Consider the following 20,975-nt stretch of genomic DNA (forward strand, 5'->3'; position numbering starts at 1 on the left):
AACTCCGCCCGCTGTCCACTGTGCGCGGTGTGACTACTCAGCGAACCTCCTGGGCGCTCGCGCGTGAAGCCGCCGGCCTGTTCCTCACCGCGTTCGGCCTGCTCGGCGTCCTCGTGGCGTTGGGCGCACTCCACTGGGCCGCCGGACTCTCCGCCGCGATGGCCGGTCTCCTCGCCACGGGCCTGTTCATGCGCCCGAAGCCGAACGCCGCGCCCTTGGCGCACCTTGCCCGTGCCGCCGTCTGCACCATCGGATACGGCGGCCTCACCGGCTGCGCGTTCGCCCTCTGCACCCCCCTGGGCTGGATCGGGGTCGCCCTGGCGATCGTGCTCCTCGGCCTGTGGCTCACCACCCGTGAGAACGAGGACGAGGGGGCCGCCTAATGCCCCGCCAGTTCCTCCCCACGCTCCGGGGACTCCTCGTTCCGCGCTCCGCTGCTCCCCCACCCACACCGACCGCTGAGACCAAGGACCTGCTCGCGGGCAACGCCTACGTGTCGATGACGTACGCCGGCGTCACCAACGTGTGGGGCACGCCCGGCCGCGCGGACGGCTGGGACATGGAACGCGTCATCGTCGAGGGCTACGAGCGCTCCATCTGGACCTTCAAGTCCATCGAGGCGATCAGTAAACATGCCAGCACCCTCCCAATCCAGATCGGCCGGGGCGGAGACGAACGGCGCTTCGAGGAGACGCTCGACGACCACCCGCTGCTGAAGCTGCTCAACAAGAAGGCCAATCCACTCGAGACCGGAGATGTCTTCAAGAAACGGCTGAGCGCACAGCTCCTTCTGTCGAAGAAGGGCGTCTTCATCGAGAAGACCTACAGCTGCGGCGGCAACCTCGTACGCCTCGACCTGCTTCCCCCGGACCGCGTCCAGATCATCCCGGACGACCGTAACGCCGACTACGTGAAGCACTTTGAGTTCACGGACTACAGCGGCCATGTCCGGGAGCTGCTGCCCAAGCATGTCATCTGGATTCGCGACCCCCACCCCCTTGACCCTTTCTGCGGCGTAACCCCGCTTGAAGCGGCGGGCCTGTCCATCGACCTGGACGTCAAGGCCCGCACCTACAACATCAGCTTTATTGACAATGACGGCAGACCGGGCGGAATCGTCGGTATCGACCTGGACGGAGTCGACCAGCGCGAAGTCGACCGCATCCAGAAGCGACTGGCGCCCGGCGCGCACAACGCTGGCCAGCTCACCCTCGTCGGCACCGGGCCCGGCGGAGTCACCTACGTCGACACCTCCGCCCGCCCTCGCGAGATGGCCTACGAGACGCTGTCCGGCACCTCCAAGGGCGAGATCCTGGCCGCGTTCGGTGTCCCCGAAAGCATCGTCGGCAACGCCTCCGAGCGGACCTACGCGAACGCTGACCGCGAGGAATACAACTTCTGGGACCACACGGAGCTGCCCCACCTCAACCTGATCGCCTCCGGGTTCGACCCGGACCTCGATGACGAGTGGATCGTCCGCTTCGACACCTCCAGTGTTCAGGCGTTGGAGTTCCCCCGCCGCCAGGCCCGCGAGGAAGCCCGCAAGGAGTGGGAAGCCGGCCTCATCACGATCGACGAGTACCGGGAGATCGCGGGTCGACCGGCATTCAACGTCCCACAGTCCCGGGCCCTTTGGATCTCTCCGCAGAAGGCCCCCGTACCCGCCAACGACCAGGACGCCGCCGCACTGGGCCTCGGTCCCGACCCGGCCGCGGGCGGAACACCCGGAGCCGCGCCCACCGGTGCCCCGCTCCCGCCGGGCACCGCTCCGGATACCGCGGCCGCCGACGTCGCCGCCGCCCGCGCTCTGGACGCTGGACCGAGCGCCGCCGCGGATGTCGCCGCAGCGCGGGCGCAGGGCACGCCCCTCGCCCTGCCTGCCGGTTCGACGGCTACCGACGCCGTCGCCGCGGCCCGCGCCGCCACTACCGACAGCGGCCCCGGTGACGCGGCTGCCGACGTCGACCGCGCCCGCAGCACCCAGGACGCTGCACTCCCCGGCGACGCCGCCGAGGACGTCGACGCCGCACGCGCCGCGGTCGAGACCAAGGCCCTGCCCGAGGACGACGGATACGAGGTCACTGACGACGACTTCGACGCTCTGTCCATGGCCGTGGCCGCGGCCGTCACCGCGCTCCTCGCACGCCAGGAAGGCGTCATACTCGCCCGGCTCCGCGCCCCGAAAATCCGCAAGTACACGAGGTACTGGGAGCCCGAGAACGACGACGACGTCCGGCACGTCGACGCCGACCTCGACCAGGACCGTGTGGTCAGCGCCGCCCGCTGGACCGAGGAGACCAGCCAATCCCTGACCCCGATCCTTCAGCAGGCGGCCATCGCCACGGCACGCAAGGTCGGCCAGGCCCTCACCGGCACGGACGAGGTCCCGCCGTCCGCGGCCGCGGCCGCCATCGTCACCGCGGCGTACGCCGGCGAGGCCATCACCGGATTCCTCACCGAACTCGCCACCATCCTCCGCGACGCCCAGCACGACGCCGCTGATGTCGGCGACTTGGCGCACGCCGTCGTCAGGTACTACCACTCCGCAGAGCCTGCTCTGATCGCCCGCGTCGCCGAGACGTGCGCCGTGGCGACCATCAACGGCGCAGCGGACGCCGCGGCAGAGCACGCCGGTCCGCACGTCGTCCGGACCTGGGTTACCCGCGCAGACAACCGAGTACGGCCCGCGCACAAGGCCCTCCAGGACAAGACGCTGCCGGTCGGCACCCCGTACACCATCGACGGCGCCAGCCTCCGCTACCCCGGCGACCCCTTCGCCCCGATCGCCCTCACGATCAACTGCCGCTGTCGCCTGCACTACGCCACCGACTCGAAGGAGTGACTGTCATGTGGGCAGCGATTTGGATCGCATGGACCGCCGCGTTTGCCGTGGCAGAGGGCATCGCCCTGGCCAATCGGCGCGACGAGGACACCCTGTCGGAGAACGTCCGTCGCCTGTTCCGTACCCGCACCAGCAGAGCTGGGAGAGCCGCCTTCGCCGTCGGTTGGTTCGGGTTCTCGGGCTGGTTCGCTCTCCACATCCTCACGGAGAGCATGTGAGTGCGGCCGTCACGGGCGCTTCGGAACCAGTTCCTCGGGCAGCCCCAGGTCACGGCATGCCTCTCTGATCAGCTTCTTCATGGGATCGCCCTTCAGAAGGGGGCTCATCACGCTCGCTGCTTGAAGCAGGGGAACGGGCATCCAGCACAGATCGGCGAGCCGATCGGCAGGCGACTGCTCGTACAAGGTGACCTTGTCGTCCTCGACTCCTGAAACGAACGCCGAGGCCGTGAGGTCGGTGGTGTGGGCGTACGAGGACAGGTTCCGGTAAACCGGGTACATCATCGCCGATCCGTACGCCTTCACCATGTTGTCGAAGTTGGACAGCTCGCCGACGAGTCGCCCATGTCGCTTGCGTTCCTCCTCCGTGTTGAAGCCGAAGTCGGGCTTCTCCCCGAGATCGACGCTCTCCGGCAGCTGCCACCCCACACCTTCCAGGTTGGTCAGCAGCTTCTCGCGGGACTTGTACGACTCGGAGACCAATGCCTTGTAGGCATCGTCACCGTTGTCGGCCAACCAATTGATGGCATAGGCGTGCCCCACAAGGTTCCTCATCAAAGGCACTACCTCGACTGTGAAACCCTGGTCGTAGAGGGCGATCATGGCGTCTGCCGTTCGGTTGGTGAACCGCCACCACCCTGCGAGAACCGCAAATACGGACGTCGATGTCTCAGCCGACGCCAACTCCTGCACGTGTAGGGCAGCCCCAGCCCCCGCTGTCAGTTTCGGCACAATCGCCCGGACTCGCTTCGCGGTCTTCTCATCGGCTCGATACGCAAAGGTCATAGCGAGCGACGCTACGCCCCGCGGGAGCAGCACGGCAGCCGAATATGGCCAGGTCGCCGGGGCGCGACGCTAACCACCTGTGCTGTGCATGGTCCGCGCCATGCTGAATCGCCCCAATGCACAGGCTGAGTCGCAGGACCTGAGTCGCGACCTCGAGGTCAAGGTCACGCGTCGGCCGTGGAACCCTGCTCTGCACCCCCGGGACAGCAAGGGCCGCTTCATCGAGACCGGCGGGGTGGTGAGGACCTGGGGCGGCAAGCTCGCGCGCGTCATCCGCGCGCTCCCGCACGACCGCATCCTCGTCCAGGACCAGACCGGCCCGGACGAGTTCCGCGGCCGCAGGCACACCACCAGTGCCAAGTGGGTCAGCATGGTCGCGCGCCCCGACGGCAGCGCACCCACCGACGACGAAGAGAAGGTCGCCGAAGAGGACGAGCGGCGCACCCAGGACCCGCGCCGCGGCAACGGCGTTGCCCGCGACGACGACGGCGACCCCAACACCCCGAACGACCCGCACGACCAGGACGACAAGGGCCGCCCGATCGGCGAGGACGACGGCGACGGCCCGGACGACGATGACGACCAGGACGAGCCCGAGGACGGCGCCCACCCGGTCAACGTCGATGCCCTGCCGAACCAGCAGCACGCCGCCGGGGCCCGGTACGCCGATACCGCCGCCGTCCGCCGCCACTTCATGCAGGTTGCGGCCCAGCCCGGCACGAGCACGGACATGGCCACCTTCCTGCGCTCGGTGGCACACGACGACGACCTGCGGACCACCTCGTCCGGCCGACTCGTCATCCTCCTCGATGACCGGCCCGAGCACGCTGGCCGCTGGAACCTCACTGCAACCGGCTCCGGACAGCGCGTCGACGCCGCCGGCACCTTCGCCACCGCCGAGGACGCCGCCCGATTCGCCGAACACCTCGACAAGACCGCCGTGAACGGTCAGCTCACCAAGTTTCAGCAGCCGTTCGACTTCTCCGACCCGCAACTGGACCGGGAGGCCCGCGACTGGCGCTCCACCAGGGGCGAGAACATCCAGGGCGCTATCCAGCGGGCCCGTAAGGAGTTCGACGGGACGGACACCGCCCCGGCCTCCCCGAAGCCCGCACAGGCCCCCTCCGCCGCTGCCGCGGACGGACGGCGCTTCACCACCCTGCAGGACGTCCGCGCGCACTGGACTGACATGCGTACCCGCCTGAGCCAGGGCGGCCCCGAGACGCAGAACGCCGTGCGGATTCTGGACACCCTGATCAACGACGACCGGCTCAAGCTCGTAGGCCGTGGGCAGCTCGTCACGCGACGAGACGAAAACGGCGACTGGCTCCTCGTCGCCACCGGCAGCGGCTACACCCTGCGCGGGCAGACCCTGCACCCCCGCTTCGAGTCGCAGGAAGAGGCGCAGCGCTTCGGCCGCTTCCTCGTCGCCTCCGGCATCAAGGGCGAGAACGGCGAGCCGCTGGACATGTCCCGCGGTGCCATCAGCCGGTGGCGCTCCGAGGACAACCAGTCCTTCAGCGAGGTCGTCGACGAGGCTCTCGCCAAGTGGCAGAGGGAGCGCGGCGGAGACGCCCCGGCCGGACAGAACGCACCAGCGCCGGACGCGCCGCAGGCCCAGGACGAGACCGGCGCCCCTGCGCAGCCGGAGCCGGAACCCGCACCGGCTCCGGCCGTCCCCGAGGGTGCTGACCCCGTCGACGGGGTCGACGGCTACCACTACGTCAACGACGGCGGATCAATCACCCTGTATGGCCCCGATGGACAGGTCGCCGCGACCAGCGAGCGCGGCTACCCGCCGAAGGCCAAGATCGACGGCGTCACCGTGCCCGTCCCCCAGTACCCGAAGCAGGGCGCCGCGGTGATGGCCCGGCTGCACCGCGCCGCCCAGAACCCGGACCAGCGCGACCGGATCACCGCGGCGTGGGTGATGAAGCCCGGCAAGGACGGCAAGCCCGCCAAGCGGGTCATGGTCTTCCGCGGCACCATCAAGGGCGACGAGCGGGACTACGACGCCGTGGGCTCCACCCGCGCCATCAAGTGGGCCCCGTCCCTGCGGGCGTACTCGACCCAGTCGAACATGACCGAGGCCACGCGGGACGAGCGGATCTCCGAGGTCCTGTCCAAACTCGCCCGCCAGGGCCGCAACATCCACGTCACCGACGAGACCGCCGCGGGCAGCCCCGATGCACCGGCCAACGCCGTCGACGAGACCGAGGCCCTGCGCAAGGCCATCGCCAACGCGGACGACCCTCGCCTGTCGCAGTTGAAGTACGAGCGGTGGGGATCGCTCAACCGCACCCGCTCTGAGGCCAACCGCAAGCGTCTGAACTCTGAGATCGCAATGATCGACGACGAGTTGAAGCGCCGCCGGATCGAGCGGGACGAGGCCGCCGCCCGGGACGCCTCCTCGCTCAGCGACGACGACATCGCCAACCGCATCCGCGAGTCACAGGAGGAGCGCGGTACATACGGTGCCCGCAAGGGCCAGGACGCCAACGACGTCGAGCGGGCCATCTACAGCGAGCGCCGCCGCCGCTCGCAGGCCCTCGTCGACGACGACACCGACCTGACCACGGCCGCCGAGGACGACCTGGCCAAGGCCCGCGAGACCATCGCCGAACGCGTCCGCATGCACCAGGCCGCCGGCGACGACCCCGAGGCCGAGCGCACCATGCGCCAGGCCCTGCAGAACCGGCACGACGCCATCGTGGGCGAGCAGCAGAGCCGCCATGCCCAGAAGATCGCCGATCGGCCGCCGGTCGCCGACCTCACCGACGAGGAACTGTCGCAGGAGTACAACGACTTGCTCCGGCGCGACTTCCGGAAGGCCCCTCCGGAGGCGCAGCAGGTCCTCGAGGGCCGCATGGAGGACGTCAAGCGGGAGCGCCGCGACCGGGAAAAGCGGGCCATCACCGACCGCGATGCCCCCGAGAACCTGAGCGATGAGGACCTGAAGGCGGAGTACACCGAGCTTCGCCGCACGCGCTCCTCGTACACCGGGACCGACGACGTCAAGGCGGCCCGCAAGGAACGCATGGCCGCGCTGGAGGCCGAGCAGAACCGCCGCAGCTCCACGCCGGAGGTCGAGCAGCTCGTCGCCCGCGTCGACAACCCCGACGACAACGGCATGATCAGCATCGGCGGCGGCAGCGATTACGGCTACGTCGACTACCGGGACCAGACGCACGGGCACACGACCCGCGAGATCGGGTGGACCTGGGGCAAGCACAGTTGGGGGCACGCAGACACCGCCTATCCCTCCCGCGCCGCAGCTCTGGCAGCGATGGTCCAGGCGTACGACAACGACCCCGACACCCGAGGTGAGCGCACCTGGGGCCGTAAGCGCCCCGTGTTCGTGCCGAAGATGTTCGTCGAGCTCTACCAGAACGAGCGTCTTCGCGACCGGCTCGCCGGCGCCAGCGAGGAACGGCAGTACCTCTACAGCCTGTTCCGGGACCGGTACGGCTGGGACGACGGCGTGAACCCCCTGGTGCCCAGCAACAAAAAGGGCCACCACATCAAGGGCCGGAAGCTGTGGGTGCCCGAAGGCCTCCTCGCCGAACTGAACCGGGTGACGGAGGAGCTGTCCCGGGACATGTCCGTGCGGGCCGCGGACCGGGACGCGGACAGTTCCGACCGCCAGAAGGCCAAGACCCGGCTCGCGTCCATCAACGTGGCTCTGCACGGCATTGAGGCGCAGCGCGAGTCAGTCCGCAAGAATGGCGGGAACGACGACCGAAAGGTCATCTCCCGCGAGGAGATCGAGGCACAGCAGGCCGCACTCCGTGCAGCGCTGGGAGGCGACGATGACGAACATGTTCAGTCCGATGGTCCGGGATCACTGGCGGACGTACCGGCCCAAGGAGTGGGCGGCGATGACCGATCCGGAGGCGTTCGTCGAGACGAAGGCCAGGGAGATCGAGACTCAGATTCTGAAGGCCGAGGAGGCGCTGGAGAAGACCGTTCCGGAGCCGACGGAGTACGAGGAGCAGGTCGGCCGGCACAAGCAGATCAGGGCGGACGCAACAGCGATGGTCCTGGCGGATCTTCTGCCGGAGCCGGAGCCCGGGGCGGAGAAGGCGCCGGAGCAGACGCCGATGGAGCAGCACCTGCAGGAGATCAGGGACCTGATGTACGACGCGTAGCGCGGTTCCGGCCTAACCCGGCCGACGCGCCCAAGGGCGCCCGCGCGCGTGCGACGGCCAACGTCGAGGCCATCCGCGTCCTCAAGAAGCTGGAGGCCGAGAACCGGCCGGCCACCGACGAGGAGCGCCGCATCCTCGCCCGCTGGTCCGGCTGGGGCTCGGTACCGATCCTCTTCGCCAACGAGCCGAACGAGAAGGAGCCCCGCTACCAGCAGGGCGGCACCCGGTACGGCAAGTTCGCCAAGGACCATGAGCGGTGGTCCGAGTACAGCGACATTCGCAGCGAGCTGCAGCGCGTGCTCACGCCTGTGGAGTTCCGGCAGGCATCCCGCGGCGTGCTGTCCATGCACTACACGCCGCAGCCCATCGCCGAGGCGATGTGGGAAGGCCTTCGGGCATTCGGCTTCGACCGCGGCGACGTCCTTGAAGCCGGCTCCGGCGCGGGCACGTTCTTCGGCGTCGCTCCGGACGGCGCCCGCCTGACCGGCGTCGAACTGGACCCGACCACGGCCCGGATCGCTCAGGCGATTTACCCGCATGCCAACGTCCTCAACGAGTCTTTCGCGGAGACCGACGCCCGGCCGGGCACCTTTGACGCCGCCATCGGCAACGTGCCCTTCGCCCGGGTCCCGTTCGATGACAAGCGGTACCCGGCAGAGAGCCTTCACAACGGCTTCGTCACCAAGGAGATCGCCCTCGTCCGGCCCGGCGGCATCACCGCCGTCATCACCTCCCGCCAGACCCTCGACTCCAAGGGCGACAAGGCCCGCCGCCAGATGGCCAAGTACGGCGACTTGGTCGGCGCCGTGCGCCTGCCCTCCGGCGTCTTCACCGACGCCGGCACCGGGGTCACCACCGACGTCCTCGTGTTCCGCCGCCGCGAGGACGGCACCGAGCCAGCCGACACGTCATGGCTGGACGCCCCTGAGCGGGACATCAACGGCACCGCACACCACATCAACGCCTACTTCGACGAGCACCCCGAGCACATCCTCGGCACGCTGACCACGCAGTCCGGCCCGTACGGGCCCGAGGTGACCGTCAAGGGCGACCCGGCCAAGGCCGCCGAGCAGCTTCGCGCCGCGCTCGACGACATCGCCACCAAGGCGAAGGCCGACGGCCGCGGCTATGAGCCGCACCCCGACGGCGACAACCGGCCTCCGGTACAGCTCCAGACGGCCCGGGAGAAGCACGCGAACGACTGGACCGGCCGCCTCTACGAGGGCGGTGACGGCCAGTTTTACCAGCACGTCAACGGTGCCGAACCGGTCCTGCTGGAGCCCGCCGACGGCAACACCGCCCAGCTTCGCGACCTCATGCAGCTCCGCGACGTCGCCGCCGAACTGCGCGAACTGGACCGGAAGAACGACGAGGAGGAGCGCGCCGAGGCGCTGCGCGCCCAACTCCGCGACCTGCACGCCGCCTACGTCGCCGAGTACGGCCCCCTGTCCAAGCCGGGCCAGCACCGCACCCAGGGCGGCCGCCCGACGGCGTGGGGCTACTTCCGGGCCGACCCGGACGCCGCGGCAGTCCTCGCTCTGGAACGGTGGGACGCCAACAAGGGCGAACCCGTCCTCTCCCGCGTCTTCACCGAGCGCGCCGCGGCCCGTCGACAGCCGCTCTCCTCGACCAACGATCCGAAGGCGGCCCTGGCCGCGGTCGTCGCCGCCAAGGGCGAAGTGGACCTCGGCGAGATCGCCCGGCTTCTCGACGTCACCCCGCAGGAAGCGGTGAAGCGCCTCGGCAACGAGGTCTTCACCGACCCTGAGACCGGCCGCCTCGAGCTGGCCAGCGCCTACCTGTCCGGCGCCGTCCGCGACAAGCTCGACGCCGCCCGCAAGGCCGCCGAGCGCGACCCGGCGTATGCGGTCAACGTGGCCGCGCTGGAGGCCGTTCAGCCGCCGGACCGCACCATCGGCCAGTTCACCCCGGAGATGGGCGCCCACTGGACGCCGCCGGAGCTTCTACAGGGCTTCCTGCGCGAGTACCTGGGCGACCGCACACTCCGTGTCGCGCATGACGACCGGTACGGCTGGATTCTCAACACCGGCCGCGTGCCCGAGGCCAACAACGTCATGTACGGCGTTCCGGCCGTCGAGCCCGACCCGGATAACGGCATCAAGGGCAACAAGGGCAAGAACGCCGTGGAGATCGCCCGCGCGATCCTCGGCTTCGGCTCGCTGACCGTCTACGAGGACGACAAGCGCAAGGAAGTCGACGAGGCGACCTCCCGTCTGATCCGGCAGAAGGCCGACCAGATGCGGGCCGAGTTCGCCAAGTACGCCACGGCGAACGCTGATCGGCTGAGCGTCCTCACCGACTCGTACAACCGCATCATGAACGGGCACATCGTCCGTTCGTACGAGGGCATGTCGCCCACGCTGGAGGGCTTCACCCCCGACCGGAACCCCCACCCCTGGCAGCGTTCCGGCGCGGCCCGGATGCAGTTCGAGCGGGGCGTGATCCTCGCCCACGAGGTGGGCCTCGGTAAGACGTCCACGCTCGTCATGGGTACCCAGGCCCTCAAGGCGTCCGGGCAGATCGAGAAGCCCATGGCCGTGGTGCCGAACCACCTCGCGCGCCAGTGGTACAACGAGGCCCGGTTCCTGTACCCGAACGCCGATATCCACCTGATCACCTCGGCGGACCTGGCCGGCGACCGGCGCGGCAGCACGCTGGAGTGGCTGCGCGCCAACAGGCCGGATCTGGTGATCTTCACTGAAGAGGCGTTCGGCTCGATCAAGATGAGCCCGGAGGCTCAGGACGAGTATGAGTTTCGGGAGCTGGAGGCGCTGCGCGAGCAGCTTGACCGCCAGTACGAGGACGCCGACAACCCGAACCACCCGTTCATCGTCGCGAAGATCGAGCAGCGCATTGCGACGGTCAGCAAGAACATCAACAAGAACGCCGCCCCGATGCGGCGACCGGGTGAGACGTACTGGGACGACCTCGGATTCGACTACTTCGTCGTCGACGAGGCTCACCGGTACAAGGGCGTTGGCTTCCGCTCCAAGGAGGGTGGCGGCGACAAGGCGTCCATCCGCGGCGTCGACCTGCATCAGAAGACGAGCGACCTGCACCGCCGCCGTCAGGGCCGAGCCACGATCACGCTCGCCACCGGTACGCCGCTGTCGAACAGCATCAGTGAGCAGTTCACCATGCTGATGTTCGCGGCGCCGTGGGTGCTGGACGCCTACAAGGCGGGCGCCCCCGACCTGTGGGCCAACACCTTCGGCCGCAAGACCCTGCGCATCGAGAACGCCCCCGACGGCTCCGGCCTGCGCGTCGTGGAGCGGTTCTCCGAGTTCCACAACAAGCGCGCCATGAAGACCATGTGGGGCCTGGTCGCGGACACCAAGCGCGGTGACGACGTCGGCATTCCCCGTCCGAAGCTCAGGGGCGGCAAGCCGAACCTGATCATGGTCGACGCGACGCCCGACCAGAAGAAGCGTCTGAAGGGGCTCGTCGCCCGCGGTCGCGCGATCCACAACGGTGAGGTCGACCGCCACCAGGACAACATGCTCGCGGTGTCCAACGAGGGCACCAGCGTGGCCCTCGACCCGCGGCTCATCGACGCCAAGGCCCCGGCCGGCAACAAGCTGAAGGCCGTCGCGGACCGGCACATCGAGCGCTACCACCAGCACAAGGACCGGCTCTATCCGGTCGCCCTCGACAGCCTCGTCAACCACCCGGTTCCGGGTGCTCTCCAGATGATCTTCCTGAACGAAGGCGTCCCGGGAGGAAAGAACAAGGGCAACTTCGACGCTTACGCCGAACTCAAGCGGCTCATGGTCGCGGGCGGCATCCCCGCGGACAAGATCGCCTTCGTCCAGGACGCCAAGAAGTCCGGCAAGCCCGAGGACATGACGGAGCTGTTCCGGAAGGCCCGCGAAGGCGAAATCGCGGTCCTCATCGGCTCCAGCGCCGTCGCGGGTACGGGCATGAACGCCCAGGACCGCATGATCTCCCTCTCGCACGTCGACCTCGACTGGGGCGCCGCGCAGATGGAGCAGCGCAACGGCCGCATCCTGCGGTACGGCAACCTGAACCCCGAAGTCGAGATCGACATCTACGCGACCAAGGGCTCCATGGACGGCTGGAAGGCCGGATTCGTCGCAGCCAAGGCCGAGGGCTTGATCGACATTCAGCGGCCGGAGCCGGAAGACGGCGACTCCAGCGACGTTGTCCAGGAGATCGACGGCGCCGAGTTCGACTACGAGACGATGGAAGCCGAGATCGGCGGCAACCCCTTCATGAGCCAGCTCATGAAGGCGAAGCGCCGTCTCAAGGATCTGGAGATCGACCAGCACAACGAGGCCGCCGAGCGTATCCGCCGCGCCGAAGCCCTCGATGCGCTGCGCCAGGAATCCCAGGCCACCCGCGACGGCATCCACCGCCGCGAGCAGGCCCTGCCCCGCATCCAGGAGGCCGACGACCGGTTCCGCATGACCATTGGCGGCTCCCCGTACGGCGAGCGCTCCGACGCCGGCAAGGCCCTGCACCGCCAGATCACCTCCCGCCTCCTGGAGCACAACCGCGAGGGCCTGAGTGACTGGCACATCCTTGGCCAGTTCCGCGGCTTGGACTTCGGTGTCCGCACCGAGAAGACAGCGGACGGCAAGCTCGTCGCGCACGTCGGCTTCCCCGACCTGCGGCAGTCCGACTTCGAGCGGACCGTGGAGGACTTGCAGAAGAAGGGCGCCGGGTCGGGCATGATCACCCGCCTCGGCAACGCCCTCGACAAGGCGCCCGCGTTGCAGGAGTCGGACCGGGCCAAGGTGCCGGAGCTGGACGAGCAGATAGCCCTGCTCCAGTCCGCGCACGCGGCCGCGGACCTCACCCCGCAGATCGACCACGCTCGCAAGCGGTCGAACCTGCTCGAGGAGATCGTCGCCCGCGTCACCAACCTGGACGCGAAGCCGGAGATCGACCCCGACGAACTCGACAAGGAGCGGTACAAGAACAAGGACGACCGCGAGAAGATCGCCAAGGGGCGGCGCGAGGAACGCGAGCCGCTGCAGGCCGCCGTCGACGAGGCCGTCGCGAACCTGCACCGCTGGGACGAAGAGAACCCGGCACCGGAGCAGGACGACACGGTCCGCCTCTCCGAGGACGAGGTGCGCGAAGCCCTCGCCCGCCTCAGCCCGGAGCCCAGCACCACCCCGCAGCCGGACGCCCCGGAGACCAGCGACCGCAGTTCCGAGGACGCCGACACCGACGTCGACGAGCCGAACACCGCCGAGACGGAGACACCTGACACCACCGGCGGGGGCAGCAGCGACGAGCCGCCGGCCGACATGCCAGCCGCGGACGACACCGGCGCCCAGAACGACGGCCAGGACCAGGACGACGTCGTTCGCCTCTCCCAGGACGAGGTGAACGACACCCTCGCCAGCATCCAGCCGGACGCCGACACGACCGCCACCGACGAGCCGGACGAGCCCCTGCGGTACGCGTGGGACAAGCCCGAGGACTTCGTCACCCTGACCATGCCGTCCGCACTCGCCGACTTCCTCAACGTCGACGAGACCGCCGCCATGGAGGACCCCGACACCCGGAAGGCCCTCAAGGAAGCCAGGCCCGGCCGCCGCGGCACACTCCAGGTGACCGGCCCGATCGAGGTACACCGCGCCCTCCTCCAGTGGGCATGGACGCTCGAGGGCGGCGAAGGCCTTGAGTCCGACCCCAGCGAAGTCCGGGCCTACAAGGCGTACGCCAAGCGCATCGACGAGGCAGACGCCGACCTGCAGCGCCGTCGCGCCGAGCGGGAGGCGGCGGCCGCCGCGGACACCGACGAGAACAACCCCCCGGACGCCGACAGCACGAACGACGGCGGCAGCGACGAGCCGCCGACCGACGCCCCCAGCACGGCTGAGCCGGACGACGAGGACGACCAGGACCAGAGCACCGACCAAGACACGGAGGCCAGCGACACCGTCACCCTGACTCCGGACGAGGTGTCCGACCAGCTCGACGCTGTACGCCCCGAGGGGTCCAAGGCTCCGTCCTCGATGGACGATGGCGAGATCCGCGACGAGATCGTCGACCTGATGGGCCGGGAGATGGCGGATGAGCTGTCCGGCGCGGACCGCACCCGCCTGCAGGTCCTGGAAGCGGAGGAGGCCCGCCGTGCCGGCCGGGCCCCGAAGCAGGAGCCCAAGCCGAAGAGGACGACCGAGGAGCCCGGCGGACTCTTCGACGTCGACCAGCCCACCACCCAGCAGCCGAGCAGCGCCGCCGACGTCGACAACCCCGAGGACCAGCCCGACGATCTCTTCGGCACGCCGGACATGATCGCCGATGCCGAAGGCCGCAGCACCGAGGGCCTGCGCCCGGCGCGCATGCGCAACGCCGCCGACCTGAACCAGGGCGACCGGTACACCGACGCAGACGGCCGCACGCACACCGTGTCCGAGCCGCCGGTCAAGACGCCTCGCGGCCGGACCCGCATCGTCACCGACGACGGCGAGGAGCGCTTCTACAACGCCGACGCCCAGGTGCGCCTGCGCGACCCCGACGAGGAGATACCCGAGAACGAGACCGACGAGCGGTCCGCCGACGACGATGCCGACAACGCCCCGGACGTCGACGAACCGGAGACCTCCGAGCCGGACGTCGACGAGCCCGCCGCCGACGAATCGGAAGCCACCCCCGACAGCAGCGGCACCAAGGACCGCGCCGACCGCATGACCGGCCTTATCGACCAGGCCACCGACGGGGCAGGCGGTGACGAGCTGCCCGAGGTCAGCGAGGTCCGTGATGCGTTGGGCAGGGCCGAGGACTCCGACGACCCGGACGCCGAGCTCCGTTCCGCCGCCGACCGGCTCGACGACCTCGCGGAGATGTACGAGCTGGGAGGCCCCGAGGGAGAACGCGCCGCAGACCTGTTCCGGCAGGCCGCCCGCATCGCGAGGGGTGAGGACGAGGACGATCGCCGCGGCGACGACGAGGACGATAGCGAAGCCCCCGACGCTACGAACCAGGACTCTGAGGAGGACCAGGACGACGACGAGGAACGCCAGCAGCGTCGGAACGGGGACGCGGACAGCGACGCCGCCGACCCGGACGCCGCCCCCGACGGAGGCGGCGCCGGTACCCCGGACACCCCCGCCGACAACGAGGACGGCAACCCCGACGATGCGCCCGACAACTCCGACGACGAGCAGGACGAGCCGGAGGCCGAGAAAGACGACGAGCAGGACGACCGCAACCGGCGTCGTCGCCGACGTCGCCGCAACGGCGGTGGCGGCAGCGGCGGTCCCGGTGGGCCCGGCCTGCCGCACCTGAACCTGCCCGACCTCAACACGCCGGACACCGGAGGCGCCGACGGCAACGGGGACGGCGGAGACAGCCGCGGCACGCGCGACCGCGGGCGGACCCCTATGCGGCACCGCGACGTCGATTCGCTGCGCCGCGCCTGGAAGAACGGCGATGGGCTCACCCCTGCCGAGGACACTCCGCAGCGGCGCGAGGCCCTGGCACAGGCGGCCGACCGGGACGGCTTGGCTCTGTCCCCGGGCGGGGGCCTGGTGACGTGGCCCGAACAGCAGGAAGACGGCACCACCTTGTGGCGCTTCGCCCAGGCCCGCAACGGCGCCAACCTGACCGGATTGACTCTGACGACCGAAGACCCCGAAGAGGCCCGCGCGCTCGCAGGCCGCTTCGAGGAGATCACCGGTCGCGACAGGCAGCCCTTCGACTGGCAGCAGGCGTGGGGCCCGAGCACCGTGGGGCAGTGGCGCGACGGGGAGGGCCGCAACCTGCAGCGGGCACTCCAGGCCGTCCTCGACGACTTCGAGCAGCAGCGGGCCGCCGCCGCCCAGCCGGAGCCGGCGCCGGAACGGAGGGCGCTGCCGGACGACCTCACCGGCCTGGAAGACGACGAGCTGGTCGACGCGTGGAGCAACGACCTCAGCGACGAGGACCAGAAGCGCCTTATGGCGGAGATGGACCGCCGCGACGGCTACACCGACCAGCGCGTTCGTGACGTGCTGCCGGACACCCCGCCGGCCGACGCCGAAGAGGCCGAGCGCCGCGCGAAGGCCGTCGACGAGGCCCTCGGCTTTGGGGGCGCCGACGTCCCGCGCGTGCGCCGAACCCGTGAGGACATCATCCGTGCGGAGTTCGCCGACTTCGACGAAGCCCGCTACCAGGCCGCCATCGACGCCACGAACGGCTACTTCTACGCCCGGAAGTACAAGTACGGCAGCGGCATCAACGAACGAGACTTGTTCTCCGGTGGTGCACTCGCGAAGCTCAACCTCTGGGAGAAGTACGCCAGCGAGGAACTGAAGGACTGGTACAAGGCCAACGGCGGTCGCATCACGTACAACCAGTTCCGGCAGACCTACCGGGACAACGACCGCCAGGGCCGGCAGCAGTTCGAGGAGGAGCAGCGCCGCCAGGCGGAAGCCGGGCAGACCGAGGAACCCACCACCCCGGAGACCGAGCCGTACGACCCGGCCACGCCGCGCTTCGCGGACGAGGCGACCCTTCGGGACCACATCCGCAGCGGGCAGCTCGACGAGGTGCCCGAGAACCAGCGTGGAGACGTGCCCTCAGCCGAGGAACGCGCGGAGATCGCCGATGCCGAGAGCACCCAGCTCTCCGACGGCGGCCGACTCCTCATCTACGGCAACGAGGCCGGTCGCGCCGGCAGTCGCAGTGGGCGGCGGTTCGACGTGGCCCTTCCGGGCAGCATGCAGCCCCTGTTCCGAAGCGGCTTCCACAGCGCCGCGGAAGCCCGCCGCTACGCCAGCGTCCTCGACGGCATCAAGGACACGGACGGCAACGCGTTCCCGTGGGATGCCCCCGACGTCGCCGACCGCGCCCGCGCGTTCCGGACCGCCGACGGCAACCGCCTGTTCGACGAGATCACGGAACGCCTGTACGGCTTCAACGACCTCTACGAGCCGTGGAACAGCGACCGCGGCCAGGCATTGCACCACCGGACGTGGAGCCAGCAGGAAGCCGACTGGAACACCCTCGAGGAGGAAGCCGGTTACTCGATCCCCATCGACCTGACGGATATCCGTCCCGGTGACGAGATCAGCTTCCCCGTGGCCACGAGCCGCGGACAGAACACGCGGCCGCAGGACGAGTACGTGGGAACCGTGCACGCCACGGTGACCGGCGAGGGAGAGCCCTTCCAGTACCGCTCGCAGTTCTCCGCCTTCGGGAACCAGCAGCTCTACCGGTTCCCGGCCGAAGGCTCCTGGACCAACCAGTACGGGGAGCACACCGAGATCGACGAGGCATTCCCGAACCTGGGTGTCGTCCGCCGCCGCCCGCGGCCCGACGAGGTGTCCAGCACGGCCGACGACCGCGACGACCGTTCGTCCCGCGCGGACACCCCGCAGGCGGAGACGCCGGGCACCGCGACGCCCCCCGCGCGCCAGCAGCCCGCCCCGGACCGCGCTCCTGCAGAGCCGGAGCCCGCCGCGCCCTCGGCGCCGGCCGACCAACCGCAAGGTGAACCCGAGCCCGTGGGCGGTCAGCCCGCACACTGGGCGCGCGTCCGCGACCTGGTGCAGGGCGACATGGTCCGTATGGACGGCCGCACAAGGAACGGCCGCGCCATCACGCGGTCCGGCTACGTCTTCACCGGGCCCGTCGACGTGGAGGTCACCCGCAACGGCCGCACGGAGCGGATGCTGCGCACGTACGTCACGGAGAACCCGGACGGCACCGGGAAGCGTGGCAACGTCTTCACGCCGCTGAACGCCACCGCGGCGCGGGCCGAGACGCCCGACGACGTGGTGCCCGGGTCTCCGACCAGCGGCGCTCAGAGCGCCGTTCAGGCGGGCAGCCTCCCCGACCTGGTCCCCGCGGACCGGAACGGCCGGGGCTTGTTCCCGGGCAGCACCGTCACCGGCGTTGACGGGCTGCGTACCCGTGAGGGCACCGTCACGGGCGCCACCAGCACCACGGTGTCGGTGCGCTGGGACAACGACGACACCGCCGACGGACTCTCTCCGAACACCCTCACCGTGACCGGTGGCGACCGCCCCGACGGCTGGACCTCCTCCGGGCAGCGCGTGACCCCGCGGCACATCGTGACCGACGCCGAGGGCGCTCTCCTCGGGCCCGTCGACGAGGTCAACGGCGACCGCGTCACCATCACCACCGCCGAAGGCACCATCACGCGGAGCGCCGGAGACCTCCGCGTCGCCGGCGAAGTGCGCGACGACGCCCCGGGCACCGACCCCGTCACCGGCATCGACGACCCGGCGGCCGCGGACCTCAAGGAGGACGACATCGTGGTCCTGGACCTCGACGGCACGCCCACCACCGTGGCGGTCATCGGTATCCACCGCGAAGGCGACCGCGTCACCATCGACTTCGCCGACACCACCACCGCCGAGATCGGCCAGATCGACGTGGACGCCTCCCAGGTCATCCCCCGGGCCCAGGGCGCCGACGACACTCCGCCCGACCTCGGGCCGGACGACGCACCGGACGCCCCGGACGACCTGACCGTGCACGAGCCGCCGCACCGCGTCAAACCCGTCACCGGCCCGACCGTCGACCCCGACCTAACGATGGGCGACCGAGACGTCATCGGGGACCTCGCCGACGGCCCGGACGACGACCCCGACGCCCAGCAGGCCGCCGTACGCATCACGGCCGACCTGCCCGTCACCCCGGAACAGGCCGCCGCACTCGCCGCGCAACTCCGCGATTCCGCCGACCCCTCGACCCCGGAGGGCCGCGCCGCCCTGCGCGCCTCCAACCACCTAGACCGGGCCATCGGCCGGACCCCTCCGCCCGAGCTCAACCGGCCGCGGCCGTCGAACGCCGCACAGGTCGCGGAAGACGACACGATCGCCATACCCGACAACCAGGGCAACGGCGTACGCGTCTACCGCGTCCGGGGTGTCGAGGACGGCCCCGGCGGTACCCGCAGCCTCTTCCTGGAAGGCGAGGACGGCCGTACACGCCGCCGCGTCGTCCACGGAGCGATGCCGCTGTGGCAGCTCAGTGAGCCCCATTCGGACGGCGAGAACGGATCAGACGACACCGCCCTTGTACCGGGCGCCCCGACTGCGCCGACCCCGAGCCTGCCGCCCGCCGGTGCTCCGCGGGACCCCAACCCGTCTCCGCAGTCCGACGCCGACCGCATCGTCGCCGACCACCCCCGCGCGGTCGCCGCACGGATCATCGACGCGGCGATTGCGGGCACCGAACCGCCCGGCGACATCCACGCGCTTCGTGAGCAGATCGCCCAGCGCCTCACCGCCGAGGCCCTGCGCGATGCACGTCAGGCCGCTCGCGACGACGCCGTGGCCGCGTTGGACGCTGCGGGTATCACCGGCCGCGACCGTTCCGCAGCGCTGCAGGCCCTCAAGCGGGCACGGCAGAAGGCGCACACCGCGACGGTGCGCGCCGCCCTGCGCACCATCAACGACCTGGAGCCGCTGCCTGACGAGAGCGACGAGGACCTCGCCGCGCGAGCCCGCGACCTCCTCAGCCTCATTCCCGATCAGATGGGAGGCGCCCCCAACGGGCCCGGCAACGGCGGCGATGCAGACGTCGCCCGCACCGTCGCCGGGCACGTCGACGATGCCGTGAATGCGATCATGCAGCAGCTCCAGGCCGCGGGCGTGGACCCGGGCGACGCCGACCGCATCGCCCGCGTCCTCGCTCAGCAGATGAACGGCTCCCGACAGGCCGCCGCCCGGCAGATCGCCCGCCGAGTCACGGCCGTGTCCCCGCAGGCCGGCCGCCAGCCGGGTCTGCTCGCCCGGATCGTGGCCGCGCTTGTCCGTCTCGCCAAGCGCTTCGCGGAACTTGTGCGGGCCGCAGCCCGGAAGATCGCCGAGAAGTACCGCAGTGCCCGCGAGCGCCTGCGTCGCCTGCGCGCCTTCCTCGGCCGCCTCGTCCGTCGCGTACGGGAGTGGCCGGAGTCCCGGCGCCTGGCCCGCCTGCACCGCGCCCTCGACCTGCCCGGAGCCGACAGTGAGTCCCTGGCCGCCCGGATCTCCCACTGGGCTGGCCTGATGCCGGAGGCCGGTCGCTTCGGCCAGGCTCAGCGCCGTGTCACGTGGTGGAGGCCCACGACGTGGGCGCAGCTTGCCGCCGGGCGGCTCCCGGGCCGAAGCGACCGCACTCAGTGGGCGCCGGACCAGGCCGCGGATGGTGGCCCTGGCCTGACCGCGCTCCGCCATCTGGCAGCACTGAGGGCGGCCGGCGGCGACGTCGACCAGGACGTGACGCGCCGTCTGGCCGAAGCTCTCGGCGACGACTTCGGCGGCGACCCTCACGGCACGTTGCAGCGCGCGGACGACTACATGGCGCTCACCGAACGCCGCCTGGTCAACCTCCAGGCCGCGCGGACGGGCGGCACCCTGCCGGATGACCCCGACCTCGAGGTCGAGATCACTGCGGCTCGGGCCGAAGCCACGGCCGCGCGCCGAGAGTGGGCGGACCTTCGGGCCCAGTACGCCGCGGCGGTCCCGGACGCGGTCGCGGCGACCCTCGCCGAGGTCCGCAACATGGGCCCCGAGGGGAGCGCCAGCATCGTGTTCGGCCCGGACTCCACGCCGGACGCCGAGCGGGCCGTACGGGGCGTGCAGCGCCTCGTGCCTCGGGCGTGGCTCAACACCCCTGCCGCGCGCCGCGTGACGGCCGTGGACGGCGACGAGGGCCGGTACGAGCCCGACGGGCAGAGGATCACCGTCGCTGATCTCGCCGACGACGGGCTCGGTACGGCCGGGCACGCCTTGGCGCAGCACCTTGCCCAGCACCTGGGAGACCTGGACGCCGCCCAGCGCGCGTTCTGGTTCAACCAGACCCACACCGGCCGGCCGGGCGCCCGCCGCATGCGGCGCAGCACTCTCAGCCGCATCTTGCGTCGCCAGCAGACGCAACCGGACACCGGTGACACCCTCGCCCGGTCCGTACAGGCGATGTTCAGTGGCGACTGGTACCTGGATGACGACCTGCGGGCGTTCCTCCTGGGCTTGATGGCCACCCGATAAG

The 20,975-nt window shown here is 70.4% G+C and carries 5 protein-coding genes; 4 read left to right on the forward strand and 1 reads right to left on the reverse strand.

Annotated elements, in window-relative coordinates:
• The first annotated feature begins 29 nt into the window (after positions 1–29).
• The 3 genes from ACGFR9_RS10800 to ACGFR9_RS10810 are packed head-to-tail and all read left to right on the forward strand — an operon-like array spanning position 30 to position 3,060.
• A complete protein-coding gene (locus tag ACGFR9_RS10800) occupies positions 30–383 on the forward strand; it encodes a hypothetical protein (protein ID WP_393205469.1) in 354 nt (117 codons plus the stop codon).
• Positions 383–2,842: a phage portal protein gene (locus tag ACGFR9_RS10805; RefSeq protein ID WP_393205472.1), complete on the forward strand. Its 2,460-nt coding sequence runs from the start codon at positions 383–385 to the stop codon at positions 2,840–2,842. The genes ACGFR9_RS10800 and ACGFR9_RS10805 overlap by 1 nt, the downstream gene beginning before the upstream one ends.
• A gap of 5 nt (positions 2,843–2,847) precedes the next feature.
• The gene (locus tag ACGFR9_RS10810) at positions 2,848–3,060 is read left to right on the forward strand and encodes a hypothetical protein (RefSeq protein ID WP_393205475.1); all 213 of its coding nucleotides are present in this window, start codon (positions 2,848–2,850) and stop codon (positions 3,058–3,060) included.
• 9 nt (positions 3,061–3,069) lie between these two features.
• Here the strand turns inward: ACGFR9_RS10810 and ACGFR9_RS10815 are convergent, their stop codons facing one another.
• Positions 3,070–3,846 (reverse strand): DUF5677 domain-containing protein, encoded by a 777-nt coding sequence (locus ACGFR9_RS10815; protein WP_358278979.1) that lies wholly within the window; start codon positions 3,844–3,846, stop codon positions 3,070–3,072.
• A 100-nt stretch (positions 3,847–3,946) separates the two neighbouring features.
• Between ACGFR9_RS10815 and ACGFR9_RS10820 the strand changes: the two genes are divergently transcribed.
• Complete coding sequence (locus ACGFR9_RS10820; protein WP_393205478.1) at positions 3,947–20,974, forward strand: hypothetical protein; 17,028 nt, start codon at positions 3,947–3,949, stop codon at positions 20,972–20,974.
• Position 20,975: the final 1 nt, after the last annotated feature.

The organism is Streptomyces sp. NPDC048584 (genome assembly GCF_043199595.1).
Lineage (GTDB): Bacteria > Actinomycetota > Actinomycetes > Streptomycetales > Streptomycetaceae > Streptomyces > Streptomyces edwardsiae.